Origin of the sequence: Micromonospora siamensis, assembly GCF_900090305.1 — a bacterium.
GTDB classification, from domain to species: Bacteria; Actinomycetota; Actinomycetes; order Mycobacteriales; family Micromonosporaceae; genus Micromonospora; species Micromonospora siamensis.
Map to the genome: position 1 here is coordinate 4,440,178 of NZ_LT607751.1, position 23,923 is coordinate 4,464,100.

18 protein-coding genes are annotated in these 23,923 nt (G+C 73.9%); 7 read left to right on the forward strand and 11 right to left on the reverse strand.

What is annotated here, in order from left to right; genetic code table 11:
- Window positions 1–24 precede the first annotated feature (24 nt).
- The 4 genes from GA0074704_RS20530 to GA0074704_RS20545 form a co-directional block, all read right to left on the reverse strand.
- Window positions 25–2,637 (reverse strand): carbohydrate binding domain-containing protein, encoded by a 2,613-nt coding sequence (locus GA0074704_RS20530; protein WP_088972003.1) that lies wholly within the window; start codon window positions 2,635–2,637, stop codon window positions 25–27.
- Between the two features lie 231 nt (window positions 2,638–2,868).
- A complete protein-coding gene (locus GA0074704_RS20535; RefSeq protein ID WP_088972004.1) occupies window positions 2,869–3,627 on the reverse strand; it encodes a class I SAM-dependent methyltransferase in 759 nt (252 codons plus the stop codon).
- A 91-nt stretch (window positions 3,628–3,718) separates the two neighbouring features.
- Window positions 3,719–4,168 (reverse strand): iron chaperone, encoded by a 450-nt coding sequence (locus tag GA0074704_RS20540; protein WP_088972005.1) that lies wholly within the window; start codon window positions 4,166–4,168, stop codon window positions 3,719–3,721.
- 120 nt (window positions 4,169–4,288) lie between these two features.
- Window positions 4,289–5,116: a PIG-L family deacetylase gene (locus GA0074704_RS20545; RefSeq protein WP_088972006.1), complete on the reverse strand. Its 828-nt coding sequence runs from the start codon at window positions 5,114–5,116 to the stop codon at window positions 4,289–4,291.
- A gap of 160 nt (window positions 5,117–5,276) precedes the next feature.
- On the opposite strand from GA0074704_RS20545, the gene helR reads away from it, so the two are divergent.
- Window positions 5,277–7,418 carry an RNA polymerase recycling motor ATPase HelR gene (helR, locus tag GA0074704_RS20550; protein WP_197697676.1) on the forward strand — a complete coding sequence of 714 codons (2,142 nt, stop codon included), beginning with the start codon at window positions 5,277–5,279 and terminating at the stop codon, window positions 7,416–7,418.
- 67 nt (window positions 7,419–7,485) lie between these two features.
- Here helR and katG read toward each other — a convergent pair whose 3' ends face one another.
- The 3 genes from katG to GA0074704_RS20565 form a co-directional block, all read right to left on the reverse strand.
- The gene (gene katG / locus GA0074704_RS20555; RefSeq protein ID WP_088973845.1) at window positions 7,486–9,762 is read right to left on the reverse strand and encodes a catalase/peroxidase HPI; all 2,277 of its coding nucleotides are present in this window, start codon (window positions 9,760–9,762) and stop codon (window positions 7,486–7,488) included.
- Between the two features lie 23 nt (window positions 9,763–9,785).
- Complete coding sequence (locus tag GA0074704_RS20560; RefSeq protein ID WP_088972008.1) at window positions 9,786–10,214, reverse strand: Fur family transcriptional regulator; 429 nt, start codon at window positions 10,212–10,214, stop codon at window positions 9,786–9,788.
- Between the two features lie 114 nt (window positions 10,215–10,328).
- Window positions 10,329–11,363, reverse strand: a complete 1,035-nt coding sequence (locus tag GA0074704_RS20565) for a saccharopine dehydrogenase NADP-binding domain-containing protein (RefSeq protein ID WP_088972009.1) — start codon at window positions 11,361–11,363, stop codon at window positions 10,329–10,331.
- Between the two features lie 104 nt (window positions 11,364–11,467).
- Between GA0074704_RS20565 and GA0074704_RS20570 the strand changes: the two genes are divergently transcribed.
- Complete coding sequence (locus GA0074704_RS20570) at window positions 11,468–12,403, forward strand: helix-turn-helix domain-containing protein (RefSeq protein WP_088972010.1); 936 nt, start codon at window positions 11,468–11,470, stop codon at window positions 12,401–12,403.
- Between the two features lie 57 nt (window positions 12,404–12,460).
- Here GA0074704_RS20570 and GA0074704_RS20575 read toward each other — a convergent pair whose 3' ends face one another.
- The gene (locus GA0074704_RS20575) at window positions 12,461–14,098 is read right to left on the reverse strand and encodes an ABC-F family ATP-binding cassette domain-containing protein (protein ID WP_088972011.1); all 1,638 of its coding nucleotides are present in this window, start codon (window positions 14,096–14,098) and stop codon (window positions 12,461–12,463) included.
- Between the two features lie 307 nt (window positions 14,099–14,405).
- On the opposite strand from GA0074704_RS20575, the gene GA0074704_RS20580 reads away from it, so the two are divergent.
- From GA0074704_RS20580 to GA0074704_RS20595, 4 genes are all read left to right on the forward strand, one after another.
- Window positions 14,406–14,999, forward strand: coding sequence for a dihydrofolate reductase family protein (locus GA0074704_RS20580; RefSeq protein ID WP_088972012.1), 594 nt, complete (start codon window positions 14,406–14,408; stop codon window positions 14,997–14,999).
- Between the two features lie 414 nt (window positions 15,000–15,413).
- The gene (locus tag GA0074704_RS20585) at window positions 15,414–16,808 is read left to right on the forward strand and encodes an endo-1,4-beta-xylanase (RefSeq protein WP_088972013.1); all 1,395 of its coding nucleotides are present in this window, start codon (window positions 15,414–15,416) and stop codon (window positions 16,806–16,808) included.
- Between the two features lie 456 nt (window positions 16,809–17,264).
- Window positions 17,265–18,380 carry a peptidogalycan biosysnthesis protein gene (locus tag GA0074704_RS20590; protein WP_088972014.1) on the forward strand — a complete coding sequence of 372 codons (1,116 nt, stop codon included), beginning with the start codon at window positions 17,265–17,267 and terminating at the stop codon, window positions 18,378–18,380.
- A complete protein-coding gene (locus GA0074704_RS20595; protein WP_088972015.1) occupies window positions 18,373–19,602 on the forward strand; it encodes an ATP-grasp domain-containing protein in 1,230 nt (409 codons plus the stop codon). The genes GA0074704_RS20590 and GA0074704_RS20595 overlap by 8 nt, the downstream gene beginning before the upstream one ends.
- A 2-nt stretch (window positions 19,603–19,604) precedes the next feature.
- Here GA0074704_RS20595 and GA0074704_RS20600 read toward each other — a convergent pair whose 3' ends face one another.
- Genes GA0074704_RS20600 through GA0074704_RS28885 form a run of 3 tightly spaced genes read right to left on the reverse strand, consistent with a single transcriptional unit; the run spans window position 19,605 to window position 22,681 of the window.
- Complete coding sequence (locus tag GA0074704_RS20600) at window positions 19,605–20,846, reverse strand: MFS transporter (protein ID WP_157743742.1); 1,242 nt, start codon at window positions 20,844–20,846, stop codon at window positions 19,605–19,607.
- The gene (locus GA0074704_RS20605; RefSeq protein WP_157743743.1) at window positions 20,839–21,543 is read right to left on the reverse strand and encodes an HAD family hydrolase; all 705 of its coding nucleotides are present in this window, start codon (window positions 21,541–21,543) and stop codon (window positions 20,839–20,841) included. Before GA0074704_RS20605 ends, GA0074704_RS20600 begins: the two co-directional genes overlap by 8 nt.
- A 1-nt stretch (window position 21,544) precedes the next feature.
- Window positions 21,545–22,681 carry a GNAT family N-acetyltransferase gene (locus GA0074704_RS28885; RefSeq protein WP_157743744.1) on the reverse strand — a complete coding sequence of 379 codons (1,137 nt, stop codon included), beginning with the start codon at window positions 22,679–22,681 and terminating at the stop codon, window positions 21,545–21,547.
- Between the two features lie 176 nt (window positions 22,682–22,857).
- Here GA0074704_RS28885 and GA0074704_RS20610 point away from each other — a divergent pair, with 176 nt between their 5' ends.
- Complete coding sequence (locus GA0074704_RS20610; protein ID WP_157743745.1) at window positions 22,858–23,766, forward strand: phosphotransferase family protein; 909 nt, start codon at window positions 22,858–22,860, stop codon at window positions 23,764–23,766.
- Window positions 23,767–23,923: the final 157 nt, after the last annotated feature.

A 23,923-nucleotide genomic window follows, 5' to 3' on the forward strand; every position in this document is an offset into this window, starting at 1 on the left:
ACGAATGCCGTCGGCCGGCCGCGCCTACTCCGCGTACGCCGAGACGGAGTCGATCTGCACCGTTCCGCCGCTCGCGCCGCCGGACGGATAGAGCGACAGCTGCGTCGCCGAGCCGAGGTCGAGCGGTCCCGGCGTCGCCCACGGCGGCGGGGCGAAGGCGGTGAACGGGATCTCGACGACCCGCGGGTCGGTCCCGGCGAGGGTGAGCGTGGTCTCCCAGTAGGCGCCCTTCGACACGAACTGGACGGTCAACCGCTGGCCGTCCGCCCCGGGCCGGACCCACATCCGCAGGCCGGTGGTGCCGCGCCAGTCCTGTGCCTCCGGCAGGTTGTGGATCACCCCGGCGTACCCGCTGGAACCGGCGGTCCAGGTGAGCAGCATGCTGTGCCCGCTGCCCTCCCCCGGCGGCGCCAGCGTCGCGGTGATCGGGTCGCCGCCGGTGTTGCGCGGGTACGCGGCGGCCAGTTCCGCGTCCGACGGGTAGGTGTCGAAGTCGTCGACCAGCACACCCGGCACGTCCGCCCGGGTGGTGAAGGAGACCGGCGACCCGGTGACCGCCGTCGAGCCGTACCCGTTGGTGGCGGTGACCCGCACGTACAGCGTGGTCGCGGCGGGCCAGGCCGCGCGCGGGGTGTAGCCGGGGGTACGCAGGCCCGAGACGGCGACCAGCGGCGCGCTGAGGTCGGCGTGCGCGGACACGGTCAGGCTGTAGTAGGCCGCGCCCGGCGCGGCGTCCCAGTCCAGGGCGGCCAGCCGGCTCACCCCGGTGGCCCCCGGCACCGGCGCGGTCAGCGCGAACGCGCCCGGCGCCCCGGTGGCCTGTTGGGCGGAGGCGGCGGTCAGCGCCACCGAGGTGACCGCGGAGCGGGAGTGACGCGGCCACAGCACCCGCAGTCCGTCCACCCCGGACAGGCGCGACACGCTGAGGGTGTACCGGCCGTGGCCGGCGCGCGCGATCCTCGGCCGCACGGCGTGCCAACCGGTGGCGCCGTCGGCGGAGACCTCGACCGCCAGCCGGGGACGCCCGGCGGAGGCGACGGTGACGGTGGCGGCGGTGATGTCGTCGCGCCGGTACCGCAGCTCGCCGGTGCGGCCGCGCTCCGGCGCGACCAGCACGCCGTCTGCGGTGGGCGTGCGGCGCAGCGAGTCGCTGTGGCCGGCGGTGACGAACCAGTCCTCCAGCGGATCGACCACCCGGTCGGTGGTGGGGCCGGTGGTCAGCGGGGTGGAGACCCCGACGGCGGCGCCGGCCGCGTCCACCGCCACGACCCGGTAGGAGACGGCGCCGGCGGGGGTGGTCAGGTCGAACCAGGGGGTGTCGTTGTCGGTCAACGGCTCGTCACCGCTGGCCGTGGCCCAGGCGGCGCCCGGCCCGCGCCGCTGGACGAGGTAGCCGGTGGCACCGGCGGTGCCGCGCCAGCGCAGCGTGTTGAAGCCGTAGGTGGCGGTGATCGCGGTGATCAGGGGACGGTCCCCGGTGACCCGCGGAGCCGGTACGCCGGACATCTTGCCGGCGAAGCGGGTCAGCGCGGCCACGGCGTCCCGCATCGCCGGCGTGTCGCCGGGGTGGTGCACGGTGAACCCGTCGCCGTGCGGCACGTAGCCGTGGTGGTCGTGCCGGCCGAAGAGCGACCAGAACAGCGCGCCGCTCACGTCGGGGTTGGCGGCCACCTGGTCCAGCAGTTCGTCGGCGGCCTGGCCGGAGCCGTACTCCCCGGCGACGTAGACCTTGCCCGCGGCGGTGGCCGCCGCGGCGTCCGCGGCGATCCGCTCCGCGGTGGGCGGGTAGTAGTGCGAGTCGCTGATGTCGACGTACGGCGACGCGAGGACAGCCGGGTCGACGCCGGTCTGGCTGCCGGCGGCGACGAGTTGCCGGCCGGCGAGGCTCTTGACGTGGCGGGCGGTGTCGTCGACCCAGTCGCGGGTCATCCCGTTGAGCTCGTTGCCCAGCTCCCAGGCCATGATGGTCGGATCCTCGGCGTACGCCCGGCCGGTGTAGCGGTTGACGTGGGTCAGCAGGTGCCCGACGTACTGCTTGAACGCGGCCCGCGCGGCGGGATCGGTGTAGAACAGCGCGCCGTTGTCGTCGGTGCTCAGGCCCAGCCAGCGCAGGAAGTCGTACCGGCCGCCGTGGTAGTACTGCCAGTTGTCGGTGAGCGGCACGATCAGCCGCAGGCCGAGCCGACCGGCCTCGGCGACCGCGTAGTCCATGCTGTCGAAGGCGTCGTCGTTGAACTGGCCCAGCGCCGGTTCGAGGGACTTCGGATGTCCGGTGGAGACGCCGACGGTGTGCGCCCGGACCACGGTGGACCCCATCGCCTTGGCGGTGGTCAGCCCGTCCCGGATCCGGAAGTACGTGGGGCGGTCGACGGTCGGCGGATCGGTCGGGTCCACCCCGCCGACGTTCTCGTCGAGGCCGAGCCAGTACGCGTTCGGGCCGGCGAAACGGAACGGCCGCCCGGCGAGGGTCAGGCGGGTGCCGTCGCGGACCACGAAGGCCGAGGCGCTCCGCTGCGCCGGTGGATCCGCCGCCCCGGTCGGGCCGGCCGCGGCGCTCGGTCCTACGGGAAGGGCGACCGCGGCCAGCAGGACGGCGACCGCGACGCTCAGGGCGGTCCGACGGTTGGGTGGTGCCATCAGGGAACCTCCGTGGGTGCTTTCCGCCGTCACCGGCGGCGATCTCGTCGGCGGCCGCACGGAAGCGGGGCCGCGGCCACGCTGCCCACTGAAGCGGTTAAGTAAATCGGCGTCAAGCACTGTGAATGTCCGTTACGGTTCTGTTACCGGAAGACCCCTGGTGGGACGTTTTTCGACATCGGTATCGCACCCGGGACCGCGAGGTGGGGGCTTAACCGCTTCATGCCGACGTCAGAGGCGGCGGGCCAGGTGGACGACGACGTCGGCGTCCAGCTCGACCGTCCCGGGCAGGACCCGCAGGATCCGCGCGAACGCCTGCTCCCGGTCGGCGGCCGGCAGTTCGAGATAGGCCGAGACGGTCGACAGATAGCCGACGAAGTCACGACCCTCGACCGTCAGACGCCGCGGGAACACCGACTGCCGGACGTCGTCGAACCACCGCGACCGCAGGAGCTCCGTACCCGGCCACTGCATCTCGCGCTCCGGAGACGTCCCGTCCGGGGACGGGATCTCGTCGCTGCCCAGGAACGGCGCCCGGGCCGCCCGGACCGCCTCCTCCACCGCCGGGTCGGCCAGCCGCACCGGCCCACCGAACGAGGCGAAGACGCCGTCCGGCGCCAGCAACGCCGCCATCCGCTCCCACCGGCCCGCCGGCTGCGTCCAGTGCAGCGCCGCTGCGGCGTACACCAGGTCGTAGCGCTCGCCCGGCTCCAGCTCCTCGAACGCCGCCCGCACCGTCCGCACGCCCGCCGGCACGTGCCTGCGCAACTCGGCGAGCATCGCGGCATCCGGATCGGTCGCGGTGACCGCGATCCCCCGACCGGCGAACAACCGGGTCGCCTTGCCCGTGCCGGCACCGATCTCCAGGGCGGTCCGGACCGGTCGGCCCGCGTGGCCGACCACCAGGTCGTGGAGCTGCGCGGGATAACCGGGCCGGAACCGTTCGTACGCCTCGGCTACCGTCCCGAAGCGTCGCGCGCGACCAGGCATCCGACCATCCTCGCACCAGCCGCACCGTCGACGCGCGCCCTTGCCACCCCAGCCCGGCGAACGCACCTCCAGGCGGGGGCGTCCCGCGCGGTCAGGACACGGCCGCCCGCACCAGCTCCACGACCCGCTTCTCCACCTCGGGGCTCCAGGCCCGCAGCGCGTACGACACCGGCCAGAGGTCGCCGTCGTCGAGGTTGGCCGCGTCCTGGAAACCCAGGGTGGAGTACCGATAGTTGAACTTGCCCGAGTCCTGGAAGAAGACGACGATCTTGCCGTCGGCGTTGGCGTAGGCGGGCATGCCGTACCAGGTCTTCGGCGTCAGCTGCGGGGCGGCGGTGGTCACGGCCACGTGCACCCGTTCGGCCAGTACGCGGTCGTCCGGGGCCATCTGGGCGATCCGGTCGAGGACCGCCTCCAGCCCGTCGGCCTGCTTGGCGCCCTTGCGGCCCTCGGCGCGCAGCTCGGCGGCGCGCTCCTTCATCGCGGCGCGCTCCTCGGCGCTGAACCCGTCGGACCCGGTCGTGGAGCTCGTCGTCGACACCGTCGTACTTCCCTTCGCCAGTGGCTCGGCGTCCTGCCGGCCTCCTGGGGAAAGGCTAGGCCCGGCGGCGATCCGCTCGCTTCTCGATTCCTGATCGGATCGACGCCGGGCCGACGCGGGTCAACGCAGGCCGGCGAAGAGGTCGTCCTCGGGGGTCGGCGCGCCGGTGGTGTCGCGGACCCGGACGAAGGTCTCCATGCCCATCAGTTCGGTGAACCGGTCCTGCCCGAGTTGCAGGAAGAAGATGTTCTCCGCCTGGCTGGCGTGCGCGGCCAGGGACTCGAACTTCTGCCCGCCGTAGCCTCGGGTGTCCACCCAGGTGGTGATCTCCTCGTCCGGCAGGCCCAGCGTCGGCATGTCCGCGGACTCGTCCGGCTCCGGGAACTCGACGCCGATCTCCTTCATGACCCGGCCGAACTCCTCGAAGGCGCCGCGCGGCACGGTGGTCCAGTAGACCTTCGCGGGACTGCCGGCCAGCTCGACGGCGGCCATGGTGATCCGGTGCGCCTGGATGTGATCCGGGTGGCCGTAGAAGCCGTTCTCGTCATAGGTGACGACCACGTCGGGCCGGTAACGGCGGATCAGGTCGGCCAGCCGTTCGGCCGCCTCGGGCACCGGCGTGTTCCAGAACGCGTGGGGGGCGTCGTTGGTCGCCCACCCCATCATTCCGGAGTCGGCGTAGTCCAGCGTCTCCAGGTGGGTCACCTTCAACGCCTCGCAACTGGCCGCCAGCTCGGCCCGGCGCATCGCCACCACGGCCTGCGGGTCGTGCCCCGGCTCACCCGGCTTGACCCCGCCGGGCCCGTCGCCGCACCGCCCGTCCGTGCAGGTCACCAGAACCGTGGTGATGCCTTCGGCCGCGTACCGGGCGAGGACGCCGCCGGTGCTCGTCGCCTCGTCGTCGGGGTGCGCGTGCACTGCCATCAGGGTCAGAGATCGTTCCGCCACCCCACCACCATACAGACGGAAAGCGCCCCCTCCATTTTCAAGATATAGCGCACCCGGGGGCTTGCGGCAAGACCGGGGTCGTGCCGCAGAATCACCGACTGCTCGCCCGCCACCTGCAAAAACATCAGGCTTCACCGACCCGGGAGATGCATTGGATCCACTGACCGACAGCGCGTTCGCCCTACCCGACCGGCTCGCCGCCAAGGCCGATCCGGCGCTGATCGCCGGCGACGAACGGCACTTCGCCGCCATCGCGCGCGACCTCGCCCGGTCGTCGGCCGAACTGACCGACCGGCTCGACGCCGCGCGCCGGGCACCGGGCGGCAAGGGCCGACAGGCGGTGGAACGGGACGAGGAGGTACGCCGCCTCACCGCCCGCCTGCGCGCCCTGCGCCGCTTCGGTCTGGACCTGTGCATCGGGCGGATGGTCGGCGCGGACGGCACCGAGCCGGTGTACGTCGGTCGGCGGGGCCTCACCGATCCGGAGGGCCGCCGACTGCTGCTCGACTGGCGGTCACCCGCGGCCGAACCGTTCTTCGCCGCGACCCACGCCGCACCGATGGGCCTGGCGAGCCGGCGCAGGTACCGCTGGACCGGCGGCCGGATCAGCGACTACTGGGACGAGGTGTTCACCCCCGACGGGCTCGACGGGCACGCCGCACTGGACGACCAGTCCGCCTTCATCGCCAGTCTCGGCGGCAGCCGGTCGACCCGGATGCGTGACGTGCTCGCCACCATCCAGGCCGATCAGGACGCCATCATCCGCGCCGGGTCCAGCGGGGTCCTCGTCGTGGACGGCGGGCCGGGCACCGGCAAGACCGTCGTCGCCCTGCACCGCACCGCCTACCTGCGCTACGCCGATCCTCGGCTCGGCCGACGCCGGGGCGGGGTGCTGTTCGTCGGCCCGCACCAGCCCTACCTCGCGTACGTCTCCGACGTGCTGCCCAGCCTCGGTGAGGAGGACGTGCAGATCTGCACCCTGCGCGACCTGGTGCCCGAGGGCGCCGAGGCGGGGGTCGAGGCCGACCCGGAGGTGGCCCGGTTGAAGTCGTCCGCGGACCTGGTACGGGCGATCGAGGCGGCCGTCAGGTTCTACGAGGACCCGCCCCGGACCGGCATGACGGTCAGCACCGAGGACGCCGACCTGCGGCTGAGCGCCGCCGACTGGGCCCAGGCGTTCGAGGCGCCGGACCCCGGCACCCCGCACAACGAGGCGCGCGAGCGGATCTGGGACGAACTGCTGGCGATCCTGACCGACCGGTACGACGGCGACGAACCGGACGACCTGCTGCACCGGTCGCTGCGGGCCAACCCGCAGCTGCGTGCGGCCGTCAACCGGGCGTGGCCGTTGCTGGAGGCGGCGGACCTCGTCGGAGACCTGTGGTCGGTCCCGGCGTACCTGCGTAGGTGCGCGCCGTGGCTCGGCCCGGAGGAGGTGCGGCGGCTGCAACGCCCGGACCCCCGGGCCTGGACGGTGTCCGACCTGCCGCTGCTCGACGCCGCCCGGCAACGGCTCGGTGACCCGGAGGCGTCCCGGCGCGACCGCCGCAACCGGGCCGCCGTCGCCGTCGAACGGGAGCGGATGGCCGCGGTCGTCGACGAACTGATCGAGGCCCACACCTACGACGACGGTGAAGGGGTGTTGTCGAGCCTGCGCCAACTGGACCTCCAGGACGCCCTGGTCGACGGGGCGGGGCTGTCCGGCGCCGACCCGGACCGGCTCGCCGGCCCGTTCGCGCACATCGTGGTGGACGAGGCCCAGGAACTGACCGACGCGCAGTGGCAGATGCTGCTGCTGCGCTGCCCGTCCCGCAGCCTCACGGTGGTCGGGGACCGCGCCCAGGCCCGGCACGGGTTCACCGAGTCGTGGCGGGAGCGGCTGGAACGGGTCGGCCTGGACCGGATCGAGCTGGCCTCGCTGAGCATCAACTACCGGACCCCTGCCGAGGTCATGGCGGCGGCCGAGCCCGTGATCCGCGCGGTGCTGCCCGACGCCAACGTGCCGACCTCCGTACGCCCCGGGGGCGCGGTACGCCACGGCTGCACCGCCGACCTCGACCCGGTCCTCGACAGCTGGCTCGCCGGGAACGCCGACGGGACCGCCTGCGTCATCGGCGCCGATCCGACCCGGGCGGAGCCCCGGATCCGCTGGCTGACCCCGGAGCTGGTCAAGGGGCTGGAGTTCGACCTGGTCGTCCTCGTGGATCCGGAGACGTTCGGCGACGGCATCGAGGGTGCGGTGGACCGCTACGTCTCGATGACCCGGGCCACCGGGCAGCTGGTCGTCCTGAACAGCCCCTGACCGCACGCCGACGGGCCCCGGTCGATCCGTCGCGGATCGGCCGGGGCCCGTCGTCATGCCTGTCGGATCAGGCCAGGTCGAACCGGTCCAGCTCCATGACCTTGGTCCAGGCCGCCACGAAGTCGCGAACGAACTTCTCGCGCGCGTCCTCGCTGGCGTAGACCTCGGCGAGGGCCCGCAGCTGCGAGTTGGAGCCGAAGATCAGGTCGACCGCGGTGGCGGTCCACTTCACCTGGTCGGTGGCCACGTCGCGGATCTCGTACACGTGCTCGTCGGACTCCGACGCCTTCCACCGGGTGCCCGGGGAGAGCAGGTTGGCGAAGAAGTCTCCGGTGAGCACGCCCGGCCGGTCGGTGAGCACGCCGTGCGCCGCGCCACCGACGTTGTTGCCCAGCGCCCGCAGGCCGCCGACCAGGACGGTCATCTCCGGTGCGGTGAGGTTCAGCATGTACGCCCGGTCGATCAGCAGCACCTCCGGCTGGGTCTTCTCGCCGGCCCGCAGGTAGTTGCGGAACCCGTCGGCGCGCGGCTCCATCACCGTGAACGACTCGACGTCGGTCTGCTCCTGGCTGGCGTCGGTGCGGCCCGGGTGGAACGGCACGGTCACCTCGACGCCTCCGTCCCGCGCGGCCTTCTCGACCGCCGCCGAGCCGGCCAGCACGATCAGGTCGGCCAGCGAGATCTTCGCGCCGCCGGCGGCGTTGAACTCCCGCTGGATGTCCTCCAGCTTCGCCAGCACGGTCGCCAGCTGCTCGGGCTGGTTGACCTCCCAGTTGCGCTGCGGCTCGAGGCGGATCCGGGCGCCGTTGGCGCCGCCGCGCTTGTCGGTGGAGCGGTAGCTGGCGGCCGAGGCCCAGGCGGTGGAGACCAGCTGGGCGGTGCTGAGGCCCGAATCCAGGATCTTGGCCTTGAGGGCGGCGATGTCGCCCTCGCCGACCAGCTCGTGGTCGACGGCCGGCACCGGGTCCTGCCACAGCTGGGCCTCCGGCACCCACGGCCCGAGGAAGCGGCTGACTGGGCCCATGTCGCGGTGGAGCAGCTTGTACCAGGCCTTGGCGAAGGCCAGCGCGAACTCGTCCGGGTTCTCCAGGAAGCGGCGGGAGATCTTCTCGTACGCCGGGTCGACCCGCAGCGACAGGTCGGTCGTCAGCATCGTCGGCTTGTGCTTCTTCGCCGGGTCGTGCGCGTCCGGGATGATCGCCTCGGCGTCCTTGGCGACCCACTGCTTCGCCCCGCCCGGGCTGGTGGTGAGCTCCCACTCGTGGCCGAAGAGGATCTCGAAGAAGCGGTTGCTCCACTGCGTCGGCTTGTCGGTCCAGGTCACCTCGAGACCGCTGGTGATGGTGTCGCCGCCCTTGCCGCTGCCGTACGTGCTCAGCCAGCCCAGGCCCTGGTTCTCCAGGGGCGCGCCCTCGGGCTCGGGGCCCACGTGGTCGTCGGCGGGGCCGGCGCCGTGGGTCTTGCCGAAGGTGTGGCCGCCGGCGATGAGGGCGACGGTCTCCTCGTCGTTCATCGCCATCCGGCGGAACGTCTCGCGGATGAAGTGCGCCGCGGCGGCCGGGTCGGCGTTGCCGCGCGGACCCTCCGGGTTGACGTAGATCAGGCCCATCTCGGTGGCGCCGACGCCCGGCGACATCTCCTTCTCGGAGGCGTACCGCTCGTCGCCGAGCCAGGTGTCCTCCGGGCCCCAGAAGATCTCCTCCGGCTCCCAGACGTCCTCGCGGCCGAAGCCGAAGCCGAAGGTCTTGAAGCCCATCGACTCCAGGGCGACGTTGCCGGCGAGCACCAGCAGGTCGGCCCAGGAGATCTTCTGGCCGTACTTCTGCTTGACCGGCCAGAGCAGCCGGCGCGCCTTGTCCAGGTTGGCGTTGTCCGGCCAGCTGTTCAGCGGCGCGAACCGCTGCCCGCCGTCGCCGGCGCCGCCGCGGCCGTCCTCGATCCGGTAGGTGCCGGCGGCGTGCCAGCTCATCCGGATCATCAGGCCGCCGTAGTGGCCGAAGTCGGCGGGCCACCAGTCCTGCGAGGTGGTGAGGACCTCGGTGATGTCCCGCTTGATCGCCTCGACGTCGAGCTTGGCGAACTCCCGGGCGTAGCTGAAGTCCGGCCCCAGCGGGTTGCCCTTGGCCGAGTGGGCGTGCAGCACCGACAGGTCGAGCTGGTTGGGCCACCAGTCCCGGTTGGTACGCGGCCGGCCGCCGGTCTTCGGCGTCGGCGAGTCGATCGCCGGGTTCTCGCTCTCGCTGCCGGTCGCGGTCACCGAGTCGTGCGCGACCGGGCAGCCTTCCGCCGCCTTGGAGTCCACGCCCTGCGCGCTGGAGGGACCGTTGCCCTGGGTGTCGCTCATCTGCTTCCCTTCGAACTGGCGGATCACTGGGAAATGCGTGCGGTCGTGCAGTCGGGGCAGGTGCCCCAGTAGACGACCTCCGCCTCGTCGACCACGAACCCGTGGTCGTCGGCGGCGGTGAGACAGGGTGCCTCGCCGACGGCGCAGTCGACGTCGGCGATCGCGCCGCAGATGCGGCACACGACGTGGTGGTGGTTGTCCCCCACCCGCGCCTCGTAGCGCGCGGTCGCCCGGGCCGGCTGGATCCGGCGCACCAGGCCGGCGTCGGTGAGCGCCCGCAGCACGTCGTACACCGCCTGCTGGGAGACCGTCGGGTGGTCGGCGCGGACCAGCGCGATCACCGTGTCGGTGTCGACGTGCGGATGGTCGCGCAGCGCCGCGAGCACGGCCAGCCTGGGCTTGGTGACGCGCAGGGAGACCGCCCGCAGTTGCGCCTCGAAGTCGGACGCCATGCCCCGACCCTAGCCCCTGTTCTGGAACAAATCCAGTTTAAGCCCGACGCGGCGCGCCGGAAGTGATGCGAATCCGCCTGATCAGGTGAAACAGCCGGCGAGCGGTGTCGTCCGCTACTCCCGGCCGTGCTCGACGCGCAGGTGCGGGGCGAGCGCGCGGAGGAAGTCCGGCGCGTCGAAGATCGCTCCGGCCGAGGCGACCCCGGTCGTCCGCGTCCGGCCGTCGAGGATCCGCGCGACAGCCTCGACCGCCAGCGGTGCGCTGACCGCGTAGATGTCCCGCCCGTGCGCGGTGACGCGTCGCCGCAGGTCGCCGCGGCGTACGACGACGTCCACGGTGAAGGTCTGCGCGGAGCGTCCACGCTCGTCGACCGCCGTCGGCGCGGTCGCGTCCGGGGCGGCCAGGTCGCCCGCCGCCTCCGTGGTCATGTAGGTGCGCACCTCGGAGACGGCCAGGTGGCTGGGAACGGTGACGACGTCGGCCATCGTGAACTCGCCGAGCACGTTTCGGCGGCCCAGCGGCGCCGGGAACTCCCACTCCAGGATCGGCAGGCCGCCCTCGTCGAGGGGGTACTCCAGCCGGCCGCCGGTGTAGCGGACCCGCCGGCCGTCCCGACGCTGGCGGGACACCGCCCCGGAGGCCAGGGTCCCGGCCGTGGGGTGCCAGCTGCTCAGCCCGTACGCGACGTGCACCTCGTCGGCCGCGACCCACTCCGCCATCGCCGCGGTGACCAGCAGGTCGCCGAGGCCGCCGAAGAAGGCCATCGCCGGCACCACCGCCACGCCCGCGGCCCCGGCGCGCGCGCCGAAGTGTGCGAACGTGTCCCGGTTGGCCTCGATCTCGGCCGCAACGTCGACGTACGGGATCCCGGCGCGCAGGGCGGCCTCGACGACCGGGGCGGCGGTGGCGGCGAACGGGCCGGCGCAGTTGATCACCGCACCCGCGCCGGTCAACGCCCGGTCGAGCGAGGCCGGCTCCCCGACCGGGACCACCCGCTGCTCGACGCCCGGATGCGCCGCCGCCACCGTCGCGAGTCGGGCCGCGTCCCGACCGAGCAGCAGCGGGACGAATCCGCGCTCGCGCAACTCCGCCACCACGAACCGCCCGGTGTGTCCGTACGCGCCGAACACCGCCACCAGCTGTCCCATCCCCGGTTCCTCCACCCTCGCTGAAAGATCGACTGGGAAGATCCTCCGCGCCGCCACCGACCCGGAACAGTGTCTGGAACGCCGTGCCCCGTACAGTTTCGGACATGGCTGTGGTCGCGCTCGCCGTCACCGACGGGATGCTGCACTTCGAGCTCGCGATGGCCTTCGAGGTCTTCGCCCGTGACCCCTCGGGCCTGGCCGACCCGTGGTACGACCTGGTGGTCTGCGGCTCCGGCCCGCTCCGGGTCGGCCGGTTCCGGATGGACCCGGACGCCGGCTTCGACGCCGTCGCCGACGCCGACACCGTGGTCGTCCCTGCCGTGGCGGACGTCGACGCCGAGGTGCCCGCCGACCTGGTCGCCGCCATCCGCGCGGCCCACGACGCGGGCGCCCGGATCGTCTCGCTCTGCACCGGCGCGTTCGCGCTGGCCGCCGCGGGTGTGCTGGACGGCCTGCGCGCCACGACGCACTGGGCGCACACCGAGGCACTGGCCGCCCGCCACCCCCGGGTACGGGTCGACCCGGACGTGCTCTACGTCGACAACGGCTCGGTGCTCACCTCCGCCGGCAAGGCCGCCGCCGTCGACCTGTGCCTGCACCTGATCCGCCGGGACCACGGCTCCACGGTCGCCAACGCCGTCGCCCGCCGGCTGGTCGTGCCGCCGCACCGCGCCGGCGGCCAGGCCCAGTTCGTCACCACCCCGGTGCCGGCCCGCGAGGACCATCCCCTCGCCGACCTGCTCCCGTGGGTGCTGGAACGGCTGGACCGTCCGCTGACCGTGGAGGACCTGGCCCGCCGGGCCAGCATGAGCTCACGCAACCTGGCCCGACACTTCCAGGCGGTGACCGGCACCACCCCGCTGCGGTGGCTGTCCACCCAGCGCATCCGCCGGGCGCAGGAGCTGCTGGAGAACACCGGGGACAGCATCGACGCGGTCGCCCGGGCGACCGGCATGGGAACCGCCACCACGCTGCGCCGGCACTTCCACCGCACCGTCGGCGTACCCCCGGACGCCTACCGTCGCACGTTCCGCCGGTAGGCGTCCGCAAGGACCCCCTACCGCTCGCCGGGACCCTGCTCCTTGACCTCGTCGGGGTCAGCCGGCCTCCGGCGCGCTGGTCTCGGTGAGCCGACCGTCGGCCAGCCGCAGCCAGCGGTCCACCCCGATCGCCGCCAGGAACCGCTCGTCGTGGCTGACCACCAGCAGCGCACCCCGGTACGCCCCCAACGCCCCCTCCAGCTGCCCGATGCTGTCCAGGTCGAGGTTGTTGGTCGGCTCGTCGAGCAGCAGCAGTTGCGGCGCGGGGTCGGTGAACAGCACGCAGGCGAGGGTCGCCCGCAGCAGCTCACCCCCGGACAGCGCCCCCACCGGCAGGTGCACCCGGCTGCCGCGGAACAGGAACCGGGCCAGCAGGTTCATCCGCTCCGCGTCGGCGAGGCCGGGGGCGAACCCGGCAAGGTTCTCCGCGACCGTACGCGCCGGGTCGAGCAGGTCGAGCCGCTGGGACAGGTACGCCACCCGACCGTCGACCCGGGTCACGCTCCCCGACGCCGCTTCCTGTCCCCCGCCGACCAGCCGCAGCAGGGTCGACTTGCCGGCGCCGTTGGGCCCGGTGAGGGCGATCCGCTCCGGCCCCCGGATGCTCAGGTCGACGCCGGCTCCGGCGAAGACCGGCCGACCGTGGTACTCGGCCTGGAGGTGCTCGCCGGAGAAGATGGTCCGGCCGACCGGAACGGTGGTGTCGGGCAGCTCGACGACGATCCGGTCGTCCTGGCGGGCGGCGCGGCTGGCCTGGTCGAGGCGGGCCCGGGCGTCGCCGACCCGGGCGGCGTGGGTCTCGTTGGCCCGGCCGGCCGAGACCTGGGCGTCGCGTTTCAGGCCCCCGGCGACGATCCGGGCCAGACCGGCGTCGGGGAGGTTCCGGGCGGCGGTGGAGGCGCGCCGGGCGGCCCGCTCCCGGGCCTGTTGCTGCTCGCGCTTCTGCCGCCTCAGGTCCTGCTCGGCGGTGCGGACCTGCCGCTCGAGGACCTCCCGCTCGGCGCCCACCGCCTGCTCGTAGTCGGTGTACGTGCCGCCGTACCAGCGGATCCCGTCGTCGTCGAGGGCGGCGATGCGGTCCATCTCGTCCAGCAGCGCCCGGTCATGGCTGACCACCAGCAGGCAGCCCGTCCAGCCGCGCAGCACCCCGGTCAGCCGTTCTCGCGCGTCGCGGTCCAGGTTGTTGGTCGGCTCGTCCAGCAACAGCACGTCGGGGCGCTTGAGCAGCTGCGCGGCGAGGCCGAGGGAGACGACCTGGCCGCCGCTGAGGGTGCCCAGCCGCCGGTCCAGCGTCACCTCGCCCAGGCCCAGCCGGTCCAGCTCGGCGTGGGTGCGTTCCTCGACGTCCCAGTCGTCGCCGACGGCCGTGAAGTGTTCCTCGTCGGCGTCACCGGCCTCGATGGCGTGCAGCGCGGCGACGGCCCGGTCGACGCCGAGGACCTGCGCCACGGTCTGGTCGACGGCGAACGGCAGGTGCTGCGGCAGGTAGCCGAGCACCCCGTGCACCGTCACGGTGCCGGCGGTCGGGCGCAGCTCCCCGGCGATCAGCCGCAGCAGGGTCGACTTGCCGCGGCCGTTGGGCGCCACCAGGCCGGTACGACCGGCCGGGACCGAGAAGGACAGGTCGTGGAAGACCGGAGTCTCGTCCGGCCAGGAGAAGGAGAGAGCGGAGCTGACGATACGGACGTCGGACATGATCGACCTCGGAGAAGGAGGACCGGGCGCGCACCTGGGCGCCCGGGCACAGGCAGGGGACGACGAAGGTGGCCGCGACGCCGGCGCGGTCACCCGCGCGGCTGCGGCCGGTCCGGGCTCTCACCCGGAGATGTCGTCGTCACCTGCCACGATCACTCCGATCCTCGGTTACCCGGCCCACGATAGCGCGGACCACAACCGAGTTTCGCCCCATGTCGAGGACCGCCACCCGGCTCCGTCCCGGTGGTGACAGTGCTGATCCGCCCCGCGAGCACGTGGCGGCGGACGACGAGCGGCAGGAGGCGGGATGCGGAAGGTCATCGCGAACGAGTGGATGACGCTGGACGGGGTGGTGCAGTCACCGAGCTACCCGGACGAGGACGCGAGCGGTGGCTTCGCGCACGGCGGCTGGCACGCCCGCTACTTCGACGATCTGTCGATGCGGTGGGTGGTCGAGAACGTACGCGGTGCGGGGGGCTACCTGCTGGGGCGCGGGACGTACGAGATCTTCGCGGCGCACTGGCCGACCGCGCCGCAGGAGCAGCGGGTACTCGCCGAACCGCTGAACGCGTTGCCGAAGTACGTCGCCTCGACGACCCTCGCCGCGCCACTGGGCTGGCGGAACTCGACGCTGCTGGGAGGCGACGTCGCGGCGGCCGTACGCGCCCTCAAGGCCGAGCGGGGCGGGGACCTGCACGTGATCGGCAGCCCGGGCCTCGTCCAGAGCCTGCTGGCGTTCGACCTGCTCGACGAGCTGCGGGTGATGATCGATCCGGTGCTGGTGGGCGGCGGGAAGCCCCTGTTCGGCCGGGACGGCGCGCACCGGACCCTGCGGCTGGTCGACAGCCAGGTGACCAGCACCGGCGCGATCATCGCCCGGTACGCCGCCACGGGCGGTTGACCGGCCGGCTGGCCGCCCTTCGCGGCCTCGGCGGGAAACCTCCTGGTGAGCACCGACAACCATCGACATATCTGGATCGTAAGGCCCGGGCGACGAGTCGCCCGGGCCCCGATCGTGAAGCTATGCGTGTTATCGATAACATGCTATCTTCGGCGCGCAGGAGCCGAAGCTTCCCTCCCCTACGGTCACCGTCCGCTCGAAGGGCACCGGTCACGTACCGGTTCGACGCGCGGTGACGGGTGAGAACCCGGCCAGCCGAGTCCGTCGACGCCACGCGATCGACCGCCGCCGTACCTGCCGACCCGCCCACCGCCGCGGACCGCGGTCCCCACCGGACCCGGCCGCCCGGTGGCCGTCGGCTCTCCTTCCGCCGCCCGGGCCGGCGCACCCCACCACCACAGAGAAGGCAGCGCCATGGACCACTCCCCCGACCACCGCACACCTGCGGCCCGCTCCCGGCGCCGGCTGCTGACGCCGGTCGCGGTGACCGCCGCCGCCGTCGCCGCCACGATGGCGTTGGCCAGCACCGCGCACGCCGGCACCACCCTCGGCGGGGCAGCCGCCGAGACGGGCCGCTACTACGGCGCCGCGGTCGCCGCGTACAAGCTCTCCGACAGCCAGTACGTCGGCATCCTGGACCGCGAGTTCAACGCGGTCACCCCGGAGAACGAGATGAAGTGGGACGCCACCGAGCCCACCCAGGGCCAGTTCCGCTACACCGGCGCCGACCAGATCGTCTCCCACGCCCAGGCGCACGGCATGCGGGTTCGCGGACACACCCTGCTCTGGCACTCGCAGGAGCCCGGTTGGGCCCAGAACCTCTCCGGCAGCGCCCTGCGCTCGGCCATGATGAACCACGTCACCCAGGTCGCCACCCACTTCAAGGGCAAGATCTACGCCTGGGACGTGGTCAACGAGGCGTTCGCCGACGGCACCAGCGGCGGCCGCCGCGACTCCAACCTGCAACGCACCGGCAACGACTGGATCGAGGTCGCGTTCCGCACCGCCCGGGCCGCCGACCCGGGCGCGAAGCTCTGCTACAACGACTACAACACCGACGGGGTCAATGCGAAGTCGACCGCCGTCTACACCATGGTCCGCGACTTCAAGGCCCGCGGCGTACCGATCGACTGCGTCGGTTTCCAGTCCCACCTGGGCACCGGCATACCCAGCGACTACCAGTACAACCTGCAACGCTTCGCCGACCTCGGCGTGGACGTCCAGATCACCGAGCTGGACATCGAGCAGGGCGGCAACCAGGCCACCCTGTACGGCAACGTCACCAAGGCCTGCCTGGCCGTGTCCCGCTGCACCGGCATCACGGTCTGGGGCATCCGGGACAGCGACTCCTGGCGTACCGGGCAGAACCCACTGCTCTTCGACAGTGGCGGTAACAAGAAGCCCGCGTACACCGCCGTGCTGAACGCACTCAACGCCGGCGGCACCACCACCCCGCCGCCGACGACCACCCCGCCGCCCAGCAGTCCGCCGCCGAGCACCCCGCCGCCGCCCGCGGGCAGCGGCTGCACCGCCAGCCTGTCGCTGCAGTCGTGGACCGGCGGGTTCGTCGCCAACGTGCACGTCACCGCCGGCTCCGCCGCGATCAGCCGGTGGACGGTCCGGATCACCCTGCCGTCCGGGACCGTGGTCACCAACACCTGGAGCGCACAGGCCAGCGGCAGCACCGGGACCGTCGACTTCCGCAACGTCGACTACAACGGCCAGGTCGGCGCCGCAGGCAGCACCGACTTCGGCTTCCAGGGCACGGGCGTCGGCCCGTCCGGCACCCCCACCTGCACCGCCGGCTGACCGCCGCGACCGGCCCGGTCCGCGCCCCCGCCCCGGGGCCGGGCCGGGCCGTACCCCGGGCGGGACCGGGCCGTACCCCGGGCGGGACCGGGCCGATCGGGGGCCGGGCTGGGCTGCTCTCCGGGGCGGGACCGGGCCGATCCGGGGCCGGACGGGGCTGTGTGCCGGGGCGGGACCGGTCCACGAGCCGTGCTGGCCGGCGCCGGTCGGAATCCCGGCCGGGGTGGGCGCCGGGTGATCTCACCCCGGCCCGACGCTACGGCGCGAAGAGCGATGATCGCCTATGCTTGCTGCGCCGCGACCCGCCCGCCCGGGAGGTGCTCCCCGTCGTGCCCAGCTCCGCAGCCCGCTCCGCCGCGTCCGTCCCGGCCGTCCCACCTGGAGCAGTCCCACCCGGTGCGGCCCCACCCGGAGCCGCCCCCGGCGCGGTCGACCACGATCGACGGGTCGGCTGAGATGCCCCCGCAGCACAGCACCGCGGACCGGTGGCGCCACCTCGCGGCCCGCGCCGCGCTGCCGCTGCGGGAAGCCTGGATGGCCGCCGAGCGGGGCCGGGTCGGGCGGGCCTCGACGGTCGTCACCGCGGGCGGGCTGGCCGCCCGGGCGCTCCTGGTGGACGCCGACGAGCCGCGTACCGGCTACACGCTGGCCGACCTGCTCGACCAACGGCACTCACCGCCCGGTTGGCTGCCGAGCGGACCCACCGTCTTCATCGGCGCCCTGGGCGCCCGGCTCCCCGCCGTCGTGGGTGACCCGGCCGGCGGCCACCGGGCGTTGCTGGACCGGATCGAGGAGTGGGCCCGCGACCGGGGCGCCCCCGCCGTCGCCGTCGGCCCGGTCCCGCGTACCGCCGAGTGGACGGAGCTGGCGGACGGGCTCACCGACGCCGGATACCAGCCGGTCACGCAACCACCCGAGGCGGTGCTCGACGTCGACGGGACGGGGCTGGCCGGCGTGCTGGAGCGGCTGCCGCGCGGCCAGCGCAAGAACGTCCGACGCCAGATGCGGGTCTTCGCGGCCGGCGGCGGACGGGTGGAGGTGCTGCCAACCGAGCGGGCCGACGATCCGCGCGCGGCGGCGCTGCTCCGCGACCACTACCGCAAGTTCGGTCACCGGAGCACGCTGGCGGACGCCGCCGACCGGCTCCACCGGGCGCGCGCCATCCCGGGCGCCCTCGTCCTGTCCGCCACCGACGACACCGGCATCCGCGGGGTGTCGGTGCTGGCCGTCGACCCGGTACGCCGGGAGCTGTTCTCCCGGCTGAGCGCGTGCCGCCGCGACGACGACTTCACCTGGTTCAACCTCACCTTCTACGCGCGCATCGACACGGCCGTCGCCCGCGGCGCCACCACCCTGTACTACGGCGACACCACGTACACCCCGAAGGTGCAGCGGGGCTGCACGCTGCGCGGGCTGACCACGTACGTCCGACTGGTCGACGCCGAGCCGCCCGAGCTGGCCCGCCGGTGCGCGGCCGTGTCCCGGTCGGTCCTCGACGCCGTGCGGGCCGAGCTGCCGCGCGGCCACGACCACCTTCTCGACCCCCTCGAAGCTGGAGGAAACCGTGGCTGAGCAGTCCCGTCGCCGGCGCGTCCTGGCGATCGACCGCACCGGCCTGCACCGCTACCTCGACGGCCCGGGCGGGGTCGTCTTCCCGCGCGACGCGCACGAGGTGCACGTCATCTCCGTCGGCGCCGACCTCCCGCCGCACGCCGCCGCGCACGTCGAGTCGAGTCGTACCGTCGACGGTGAGGCGGCCGTCGCGGCCGCCGCGCGGCGCCTCGTCGACCGGGTGGGCGTTCCGGACGCCGTCGTCACCGTCGCCGAGGAACACCTGCTGATCGCCGCGGTGCTCCGCGACGAGCTGGGCGTTCCCGGACTGGGCGCCGAGCGGACGCTGCGGTTCCGCGACAAGCTGGTGATGAAGGCCCATCTCGCCGGCACGGGCGTACGGGTGCCGCGATGCGCCCCGTTCACGGTCGACGCCGCCTGCCGTCTCCTCGCCGACGTCGGGCCGGTGGTGGTGAAGCCGCGGGGCGGATGCGGTTCCGCCGGGGTGCACGTCGCCCGCACCGTCGACGAGATCCGGCGGCTCGCCCCCGGTGTCGGCGGCCCGGAGACCACCGAGGTCGAGGAGTACGTCCCCGGGGTGCTGCACCACGTGGACAGCGTCGTACGCGACGGGCGGGTCGTGGCTGCCACCGTGAGCCGCTACCTGGACCCGACGACGGCGTTCACCGACTCGTCGACCGTGCTGCGCAGCGTCAACCTGCCCGACGGGCCGGAGGCCGACGCCCTGCTCGCCACGAACGCCGCCGTGCTGGGCAGCCATCCGTACCTGTCCGGCGTCACCCACCTCGAGGCGTTCGTCACCCCGGCCGGCGAGGTGGTCTTCTGCGAACTGGCGGCCCGGGTCGGCGGCGGTGGCGTGGCACCGGCCTTCCACGCCCGCACCGGCGTCGACCTGTACGCCACGCACCTGCGGGCGCAGGCCGGCGTCCGCCCGCCGCAGCGGATCCCGGTCTCCGCCGAGCTGACCGGGTCGCTGCTGCTCTACGCCGGCCCGGGCACCATGACCCGACCGCCGCGCCTGCCGGACGAGCCGTGGATCCTCGCCCCGGACGTGTACCTGCCGGCCGACGGGGTGCTCGGGGCGCCGGGCGACGTGAGCCAGGCCGTCGTCACCCTGGCCGTCACCGGACCGGACCGGCCGACGGTCGAGGCACGCCTGCGGACGGTGATCGACGAGGTGCGGCGTTCCATGGTGGTCGAACCGGCCCTGTCCGGGCGGTGAGTTCAGGCCTCGGTGATCGTCCGCCCGGCGACGAGCCGGCGCACGAACGGCGGGGCCGCCACCGCCAGCAGCGCGAAGCCCGCCGCGAGGGTCAGCGCGCCGGAACCGTCCCAGGCGAACAGGATCCAGGTCAGGCCGGCCGGGCCGGCGATCTGGACGACCTGCTCGGCGATGCCGAAGAAGCCCTGGTACTCGCCGATGCGCCCGCGCGGGGCCAGGTCGTACCCGAGGGGCCAGGAGACCGCACCCTGCACCATCTCGGCGCCGGTCTGCGCCGCCGCCACCACCAGCAGGATGCCGACGGCCGCCACCCGGTCGAACCGGGACGACAGGAAGAGCAGGAGGAACATCGCCGACAGCAGGAGCGCCGCGACCCGCAGGCCGGCGATGGCACGCGGCACCGTGCCGAAGGGACGGCTCACCGGAAGCTGGAAGAGGATGACCAGCACGGTGTTCACCACGACGAGCAGCGCGACGACGGTGCGGGGGGCGTCGGTCCGGTTGACGACCCAGAGCGGCAGGACGACCTCCAGGACGATGGTGTGGACCGTGAGCAGCGCGTTGACCGCCGACACGGCCGCGAAGGCGCGGTCGCGCAGGACGGCGACCGTCGCGCCGGCGGGCCGGCCCGTCGGGGGCGCGACCACCGCACCGTCGGTCCGGTCCGGCTCCACCCGTACCCGGGACAGCAGGACGCCCGCCAGCGCGTACGTGCCGGCGTTGACCGCGAACAGGATCCGGTAGTCCGTCGCGCCGCCCAGGGCGAGGACCAGCGCGGCGGCGCCGGTGCCCAGCGCCGCCCCGACGTTGCTCACCGAGCGCAGCAGCGCCCGGGCGGCGGTCCGCTCCGTACCGGTGAAGGCCACCCCGATGAGCGTCTGCCGGGCGATCACCGAACCGCGCTCCAGCAGCGCGTACACCACGGCCACGACGAGGAACGACCACGTCCCGGTCACGACGGCGTAGAGCCCGGAGGCGAGGCCGGCCGCGCCGGCCAGCGCCCCGGCGAGCCGCGCCGGGTCGCCCCGGTCCGCGAGCAGGCCCGCCGGGACGCTGGCGAGCAGGCCGGCGACGGCGGCGACGGTGAAGCCCAGGCCGATGGTGTAGCCGGAGATGTGGCAGATCTGGTTGAGATAGACCACGGCGGTCGCCGCGAACGCTCCGTTGCCGGCGTTGTTGACCAGCGTGGACCAGGCGATGGTGCGCAGCGGACCGGCGGCGGTCAACCCGGCGAGACTACCCACGCTCCGCGCCCGGGTGGTGGTGGAGGAGGGCACGCAGGTCGGTGACCCGCGGACCGGCGAAGTCGGGGTGCGCTCCGGTGCGGTCGACCAGCACCGCCGTCATCCCGGCCGCCGCCGCGCCGCCGACGTCGGAGTACGGCGAGTCGCCGACGAACAGGACGTCCTCGGCGGGCACCCCGAGCCGGTCGGTGGCGATCCGGAAGATCCGCGGGTCGGGCTTGTAGCAGCCGGCGTCGTACGAGGTGACGATCGCGCCGAAGCGGCGGCGCAGGTCCAACCGGTCGAGGATCGGCCAGATGAGCGGGTCGAAGTTCGACACGATGCCGAGCGGAAGACCCTGCGCGTCGAGAGCGTCGAGCACCTCGGGCACGTCACCGAAGAGCCGGTAGGCCGCCGGGTCGACGACCTGGCCGGCGCAGTCGGCCGCGTACGCCGCCGCGGCCGGTGGCGGGTGGCCGGCCTCCAGGAAGGCCAGGCGGTAGAAGTCGGTCCAGGCGGCGCGGCGCTGGGACCCGGTCGCCGAGTCGGCGGGCCAGAGCCCGCGCCCGCCCACCGTCCGGATCGCCGCGTCCAGGCAGGCCCGGGTCAGCCGCGGGTCACCGTCGCGTTCCCAGCCGTCGAACAGGTCGGCCAGGCCCCGGTTGTGGAAGAGGGTGTCGGCCGCGTCGAAGAGCACCGCGGCGGGCGACGCCGGCACCCTAGCCTGCCCCGGATCCGGCGTGGCCCGCGTCGAGCAGGTCGGTGAAGCTCCGCCGGACACCCTCCGGGACCTCGGCCGGGAGGGCCGCCAACCGGTGGCGGTACACGGCGGCGCGTTGCGCGGGGGCCACCGCGGCGGGCAGCAGCGTCCACAGCGGGCTGAGTCGCGCGCCATGGTGGAGCTTCGGGGCGAGCGACCCGGCACCGTAGTGCACCGCCCGCGGCGGACGGTCCGGCGTGCCGTCCAGCGGGAGGTAGTACATCAGGTTGAAGTAGGCCGCGGAGCCGCTCGTCCGCTCCTCGTCGAAGCCGGACATCCGCATGAAGAGGTCGTCGTCGTGCCGCACGCCGAGGACGGCGCCGGCCAGCGGGCCCGCCGGGTCACGGGCGGTGAAGACCACCGCGTCGGCGCCGAACGTGTCGGCGATCGCCCCCAGGTGCCGGCGCAGCGCGGACGACTCGTCGTGCTGCCCGTGCTTGCGGCTCGCCGCCTCGGCCAGCACGGCGAACTCCCCCAGGCAGGCGCCGAGCGGCTCGACAGCCGCGGTCAGCCCGGACCGGTCGAAGTGGCGCTGGTTGCGCTGCGCGTTCTGGCGTTGCTTTCGCGGCAGCGCCGCCAGCAGCTCCGCCACGGTGCCCACCCCCGGCGGCGACCACGCCTCGACGTCCTCGGGCACCAGGCGGTCGGCCCACCGGGCGGGCAGTGCCGACGCGACCCGGTGGGTCAGGTACGGCACCACCAGACGGTCGGCGCCGCCGCTCCACGCCTCGGCCTCGTCCAGCAACGCCGCGATGTCGTCGCCGCCACCGCCCGGCCGGGTCGGCACCTCGGCCTGGTAGGCGCTCATGGCGCCCGCGTAGCAGAACTCGCCGGGCGGCGCTCCCCCGGGCACGTCGCGGAACAGGGTGGCGGTGGCGTACCGCCGGTTGCGGGTGGGCAGGCCCCGGTGCACCGGCAGCAGGCCCCGCCCACCGGCCGTCGCGTAGCCACCCGGCGGACGGCCGCCGACCGTCAGCACGTGCAGCCAGCGCGGGCAGGAGTAGAGGTGGTGCGGGCCCAACGGCCCGGTCCGCGGCACCGGGCTGTTGGCCGGCACCCGGCAGGCGGCTCCGGTCACGGCGGGCGGTCCGCTCATGACCGGGCCGCCACGCCGCCGCGCCACCGCGCATCGATGCACATGGAACCCACCGTACGTCCGCAGTGGACGAAGATCCAGTCCGGTCCGCGCCGGCCGGACGAGGCTGGTGCCGGTGGAGGGCCTGGGATAGGTTCGGCATGATCCAGATCTGCCGATGGGGCGAGGACAGAGCCATGGAGATCGCGCAGGACACCGTCGAGAAGCTCGCCGACGGCTGGCGGCTGGACGACGTACGACTGGTCGGCCGGGGGCTGGAGTTCACCGTCTACCGGGCCCGGGACGCCGAGGGCCGGGCGGTGGTGCTGCGGCTCGCGCCACGGCGGTTCGACTCGAACGCCAACGATCCCGACGTGGACACGCGCGCCCTCCTGGTCAAGGAGTACGAGATCACCCGGCACCTCACCGGCCTCGGTCTCCCGGTGGCCGAGCCGTTGCACCTGCACCTCGCCGACCCGCCCGACGTTCCCGACGTGCTCGTCTCGCGCTACGTCGACGACGACGGCAGCCCGCTCGACAACGGCGACCTCGGCCGGCTGCTCGCCCGCCTGCACGGCCTGCCGGCCCCGCGCCTCGCGCCGGCCGCCACCGGGGAGCAGAGCTGCGCCGAGGTGATCCGGGCCCGGCTGGAGCGCCGCTGGCGCGAGGTGGGCCGGCTGGTACCCGACTGGCCCGCGCCGCCCGACCGGGCCGTGCTGGCCGACCACCTCGCGAGCCTCACCGGGCGATCCCTGGTCCACCTGGACGTACGCAGCGCCAACCTGCGCCGCCACCACGGCCGGGTGCGGGCCCTGCTCGACTGGTCGAACGCGCTGATCGCCGACCCGGTGGTCGAGTTCGCCCGGCTCACCGAGTACGCCCGGTACGCCGAGAACGAGCTGGACGTCGAGGCGCTGCGGGCCGGCTACGCCACTGTCCGGGAGGCGCCGCCCGAGGACGCCACCGCGATGCTCGCCTGCCGGCTCGACACGGCGGTCATGCTGGCGCTGGTCTTCCTCTCCGAGGCGCCGGACCCCGAGCGGGGCCCGCCGGCCGCCGCGCACGCCCGCGAACTCGCCGAACGCCTCACCGTCCGGCGGACCTGACGCCCGCGCCACCGGGGCACCCTCCGTCGGTGGTGCCACCGCAGCAGGAGCGGGCCGGACGCAGGTCGCCACGGGCGGACTACGACCGGCCGGTCACCCGCCGGCGCGAGCAGCCGGCCAGCGCCGGCCCGAACTGTCGGCCAGCGCCGGCCCGAAA

Excerpts from the sequence above, each read along its gene's own strand:
- GA0074704_RS20530 (WP_088972003.1), bottom strand. The coding sequence starts at position 2,637 with ATGGCACCACCCAACCGTCGGACCGCCCTGAGCGTCGCGGTCGCCGTC.
- GA0074704_RS20535 (WP_088972004.1), bottom strand. The coding sequence starts at position 3,627 with ATGCCTGGTCGCGCGCGACGCTTCGGGACGGTAGCCGAGGCGTACGAA.
- katG (WP_088973845.1), bottom strand. The coding sequence starts at position 9,762 with ATGAGCGACACCCAGGGCAACGGTCCCTCCAGCGCGCAGGGCGTGGAC.
- GA0074704_RS20560 (WP_088972008.1), bottom strand. The coding sequence starts at position 10,214 with ATGGCGTCCGACTTCGAGGCGCAACTGCGGGCGGTCTCCCTGCGCGTC.
- GA0074704_RS20565 (WP_088972009.1), bottom strand. The coding sequence starts at position 11,363 with ATGGGACAGCTGGTGGCGGTGTTCGGCGCGTACGGACACACCGGGCGG.
- GA0074704_RS20570 (WP_088972010.1), top strand. The coding sequence starts at position 11,468 with ATGGCTGTGGTCGCGCTCGCCGTCACCGACGGGATGCTGCACTTCGAG.
- GA0074704_RS20575 (WP_088972011.1), bottom strand. The coding sequence starts at position 14,098 with ATGTCCGACGTCCGTATCGTCAGCTCCGCTCTCTCCTTCTCCTGGCCG.
- GA0074704_RS20580 (WP_088972012.1), top strand. The coding sequence starts at position 14,406 with ATGCGGAAGGTCATCGCGAACGAGTGGATGACGCTGGACGGGGTGGTG.
- GA0074704_RS20585 (WP_088972013.1), top strand. The coding sequence starts at position 15,414 with ATGGACCACTCCCCCGACCACCGCACACCTGCGGCCCGCTCCCGGCGC.
- GA0074704_RS20590 (WP_088972014.1), top strand. The coding sequence starts at position 17,265 with ATGCCCCCGCAGCACAGCACCGCGGACCGGTGGCGCCACCTCGCGGCC.
- GA0074704_RS28885 (WP_157743744.1), bottom strand. The coding sequence starts at position 22,681 with ATGAGCGGACCGCCCGCCGTGACCGGAGCCGCCTGCCGGGTGCCGGCC.
- GA0074704_RS20610 (WP_157743745.1), top strand. The coding sequence starts at position 22,858 with ATGGAGATCGCGCAGGACACCGTCGAGAAGCTCGCCGACGGCTGGCGG.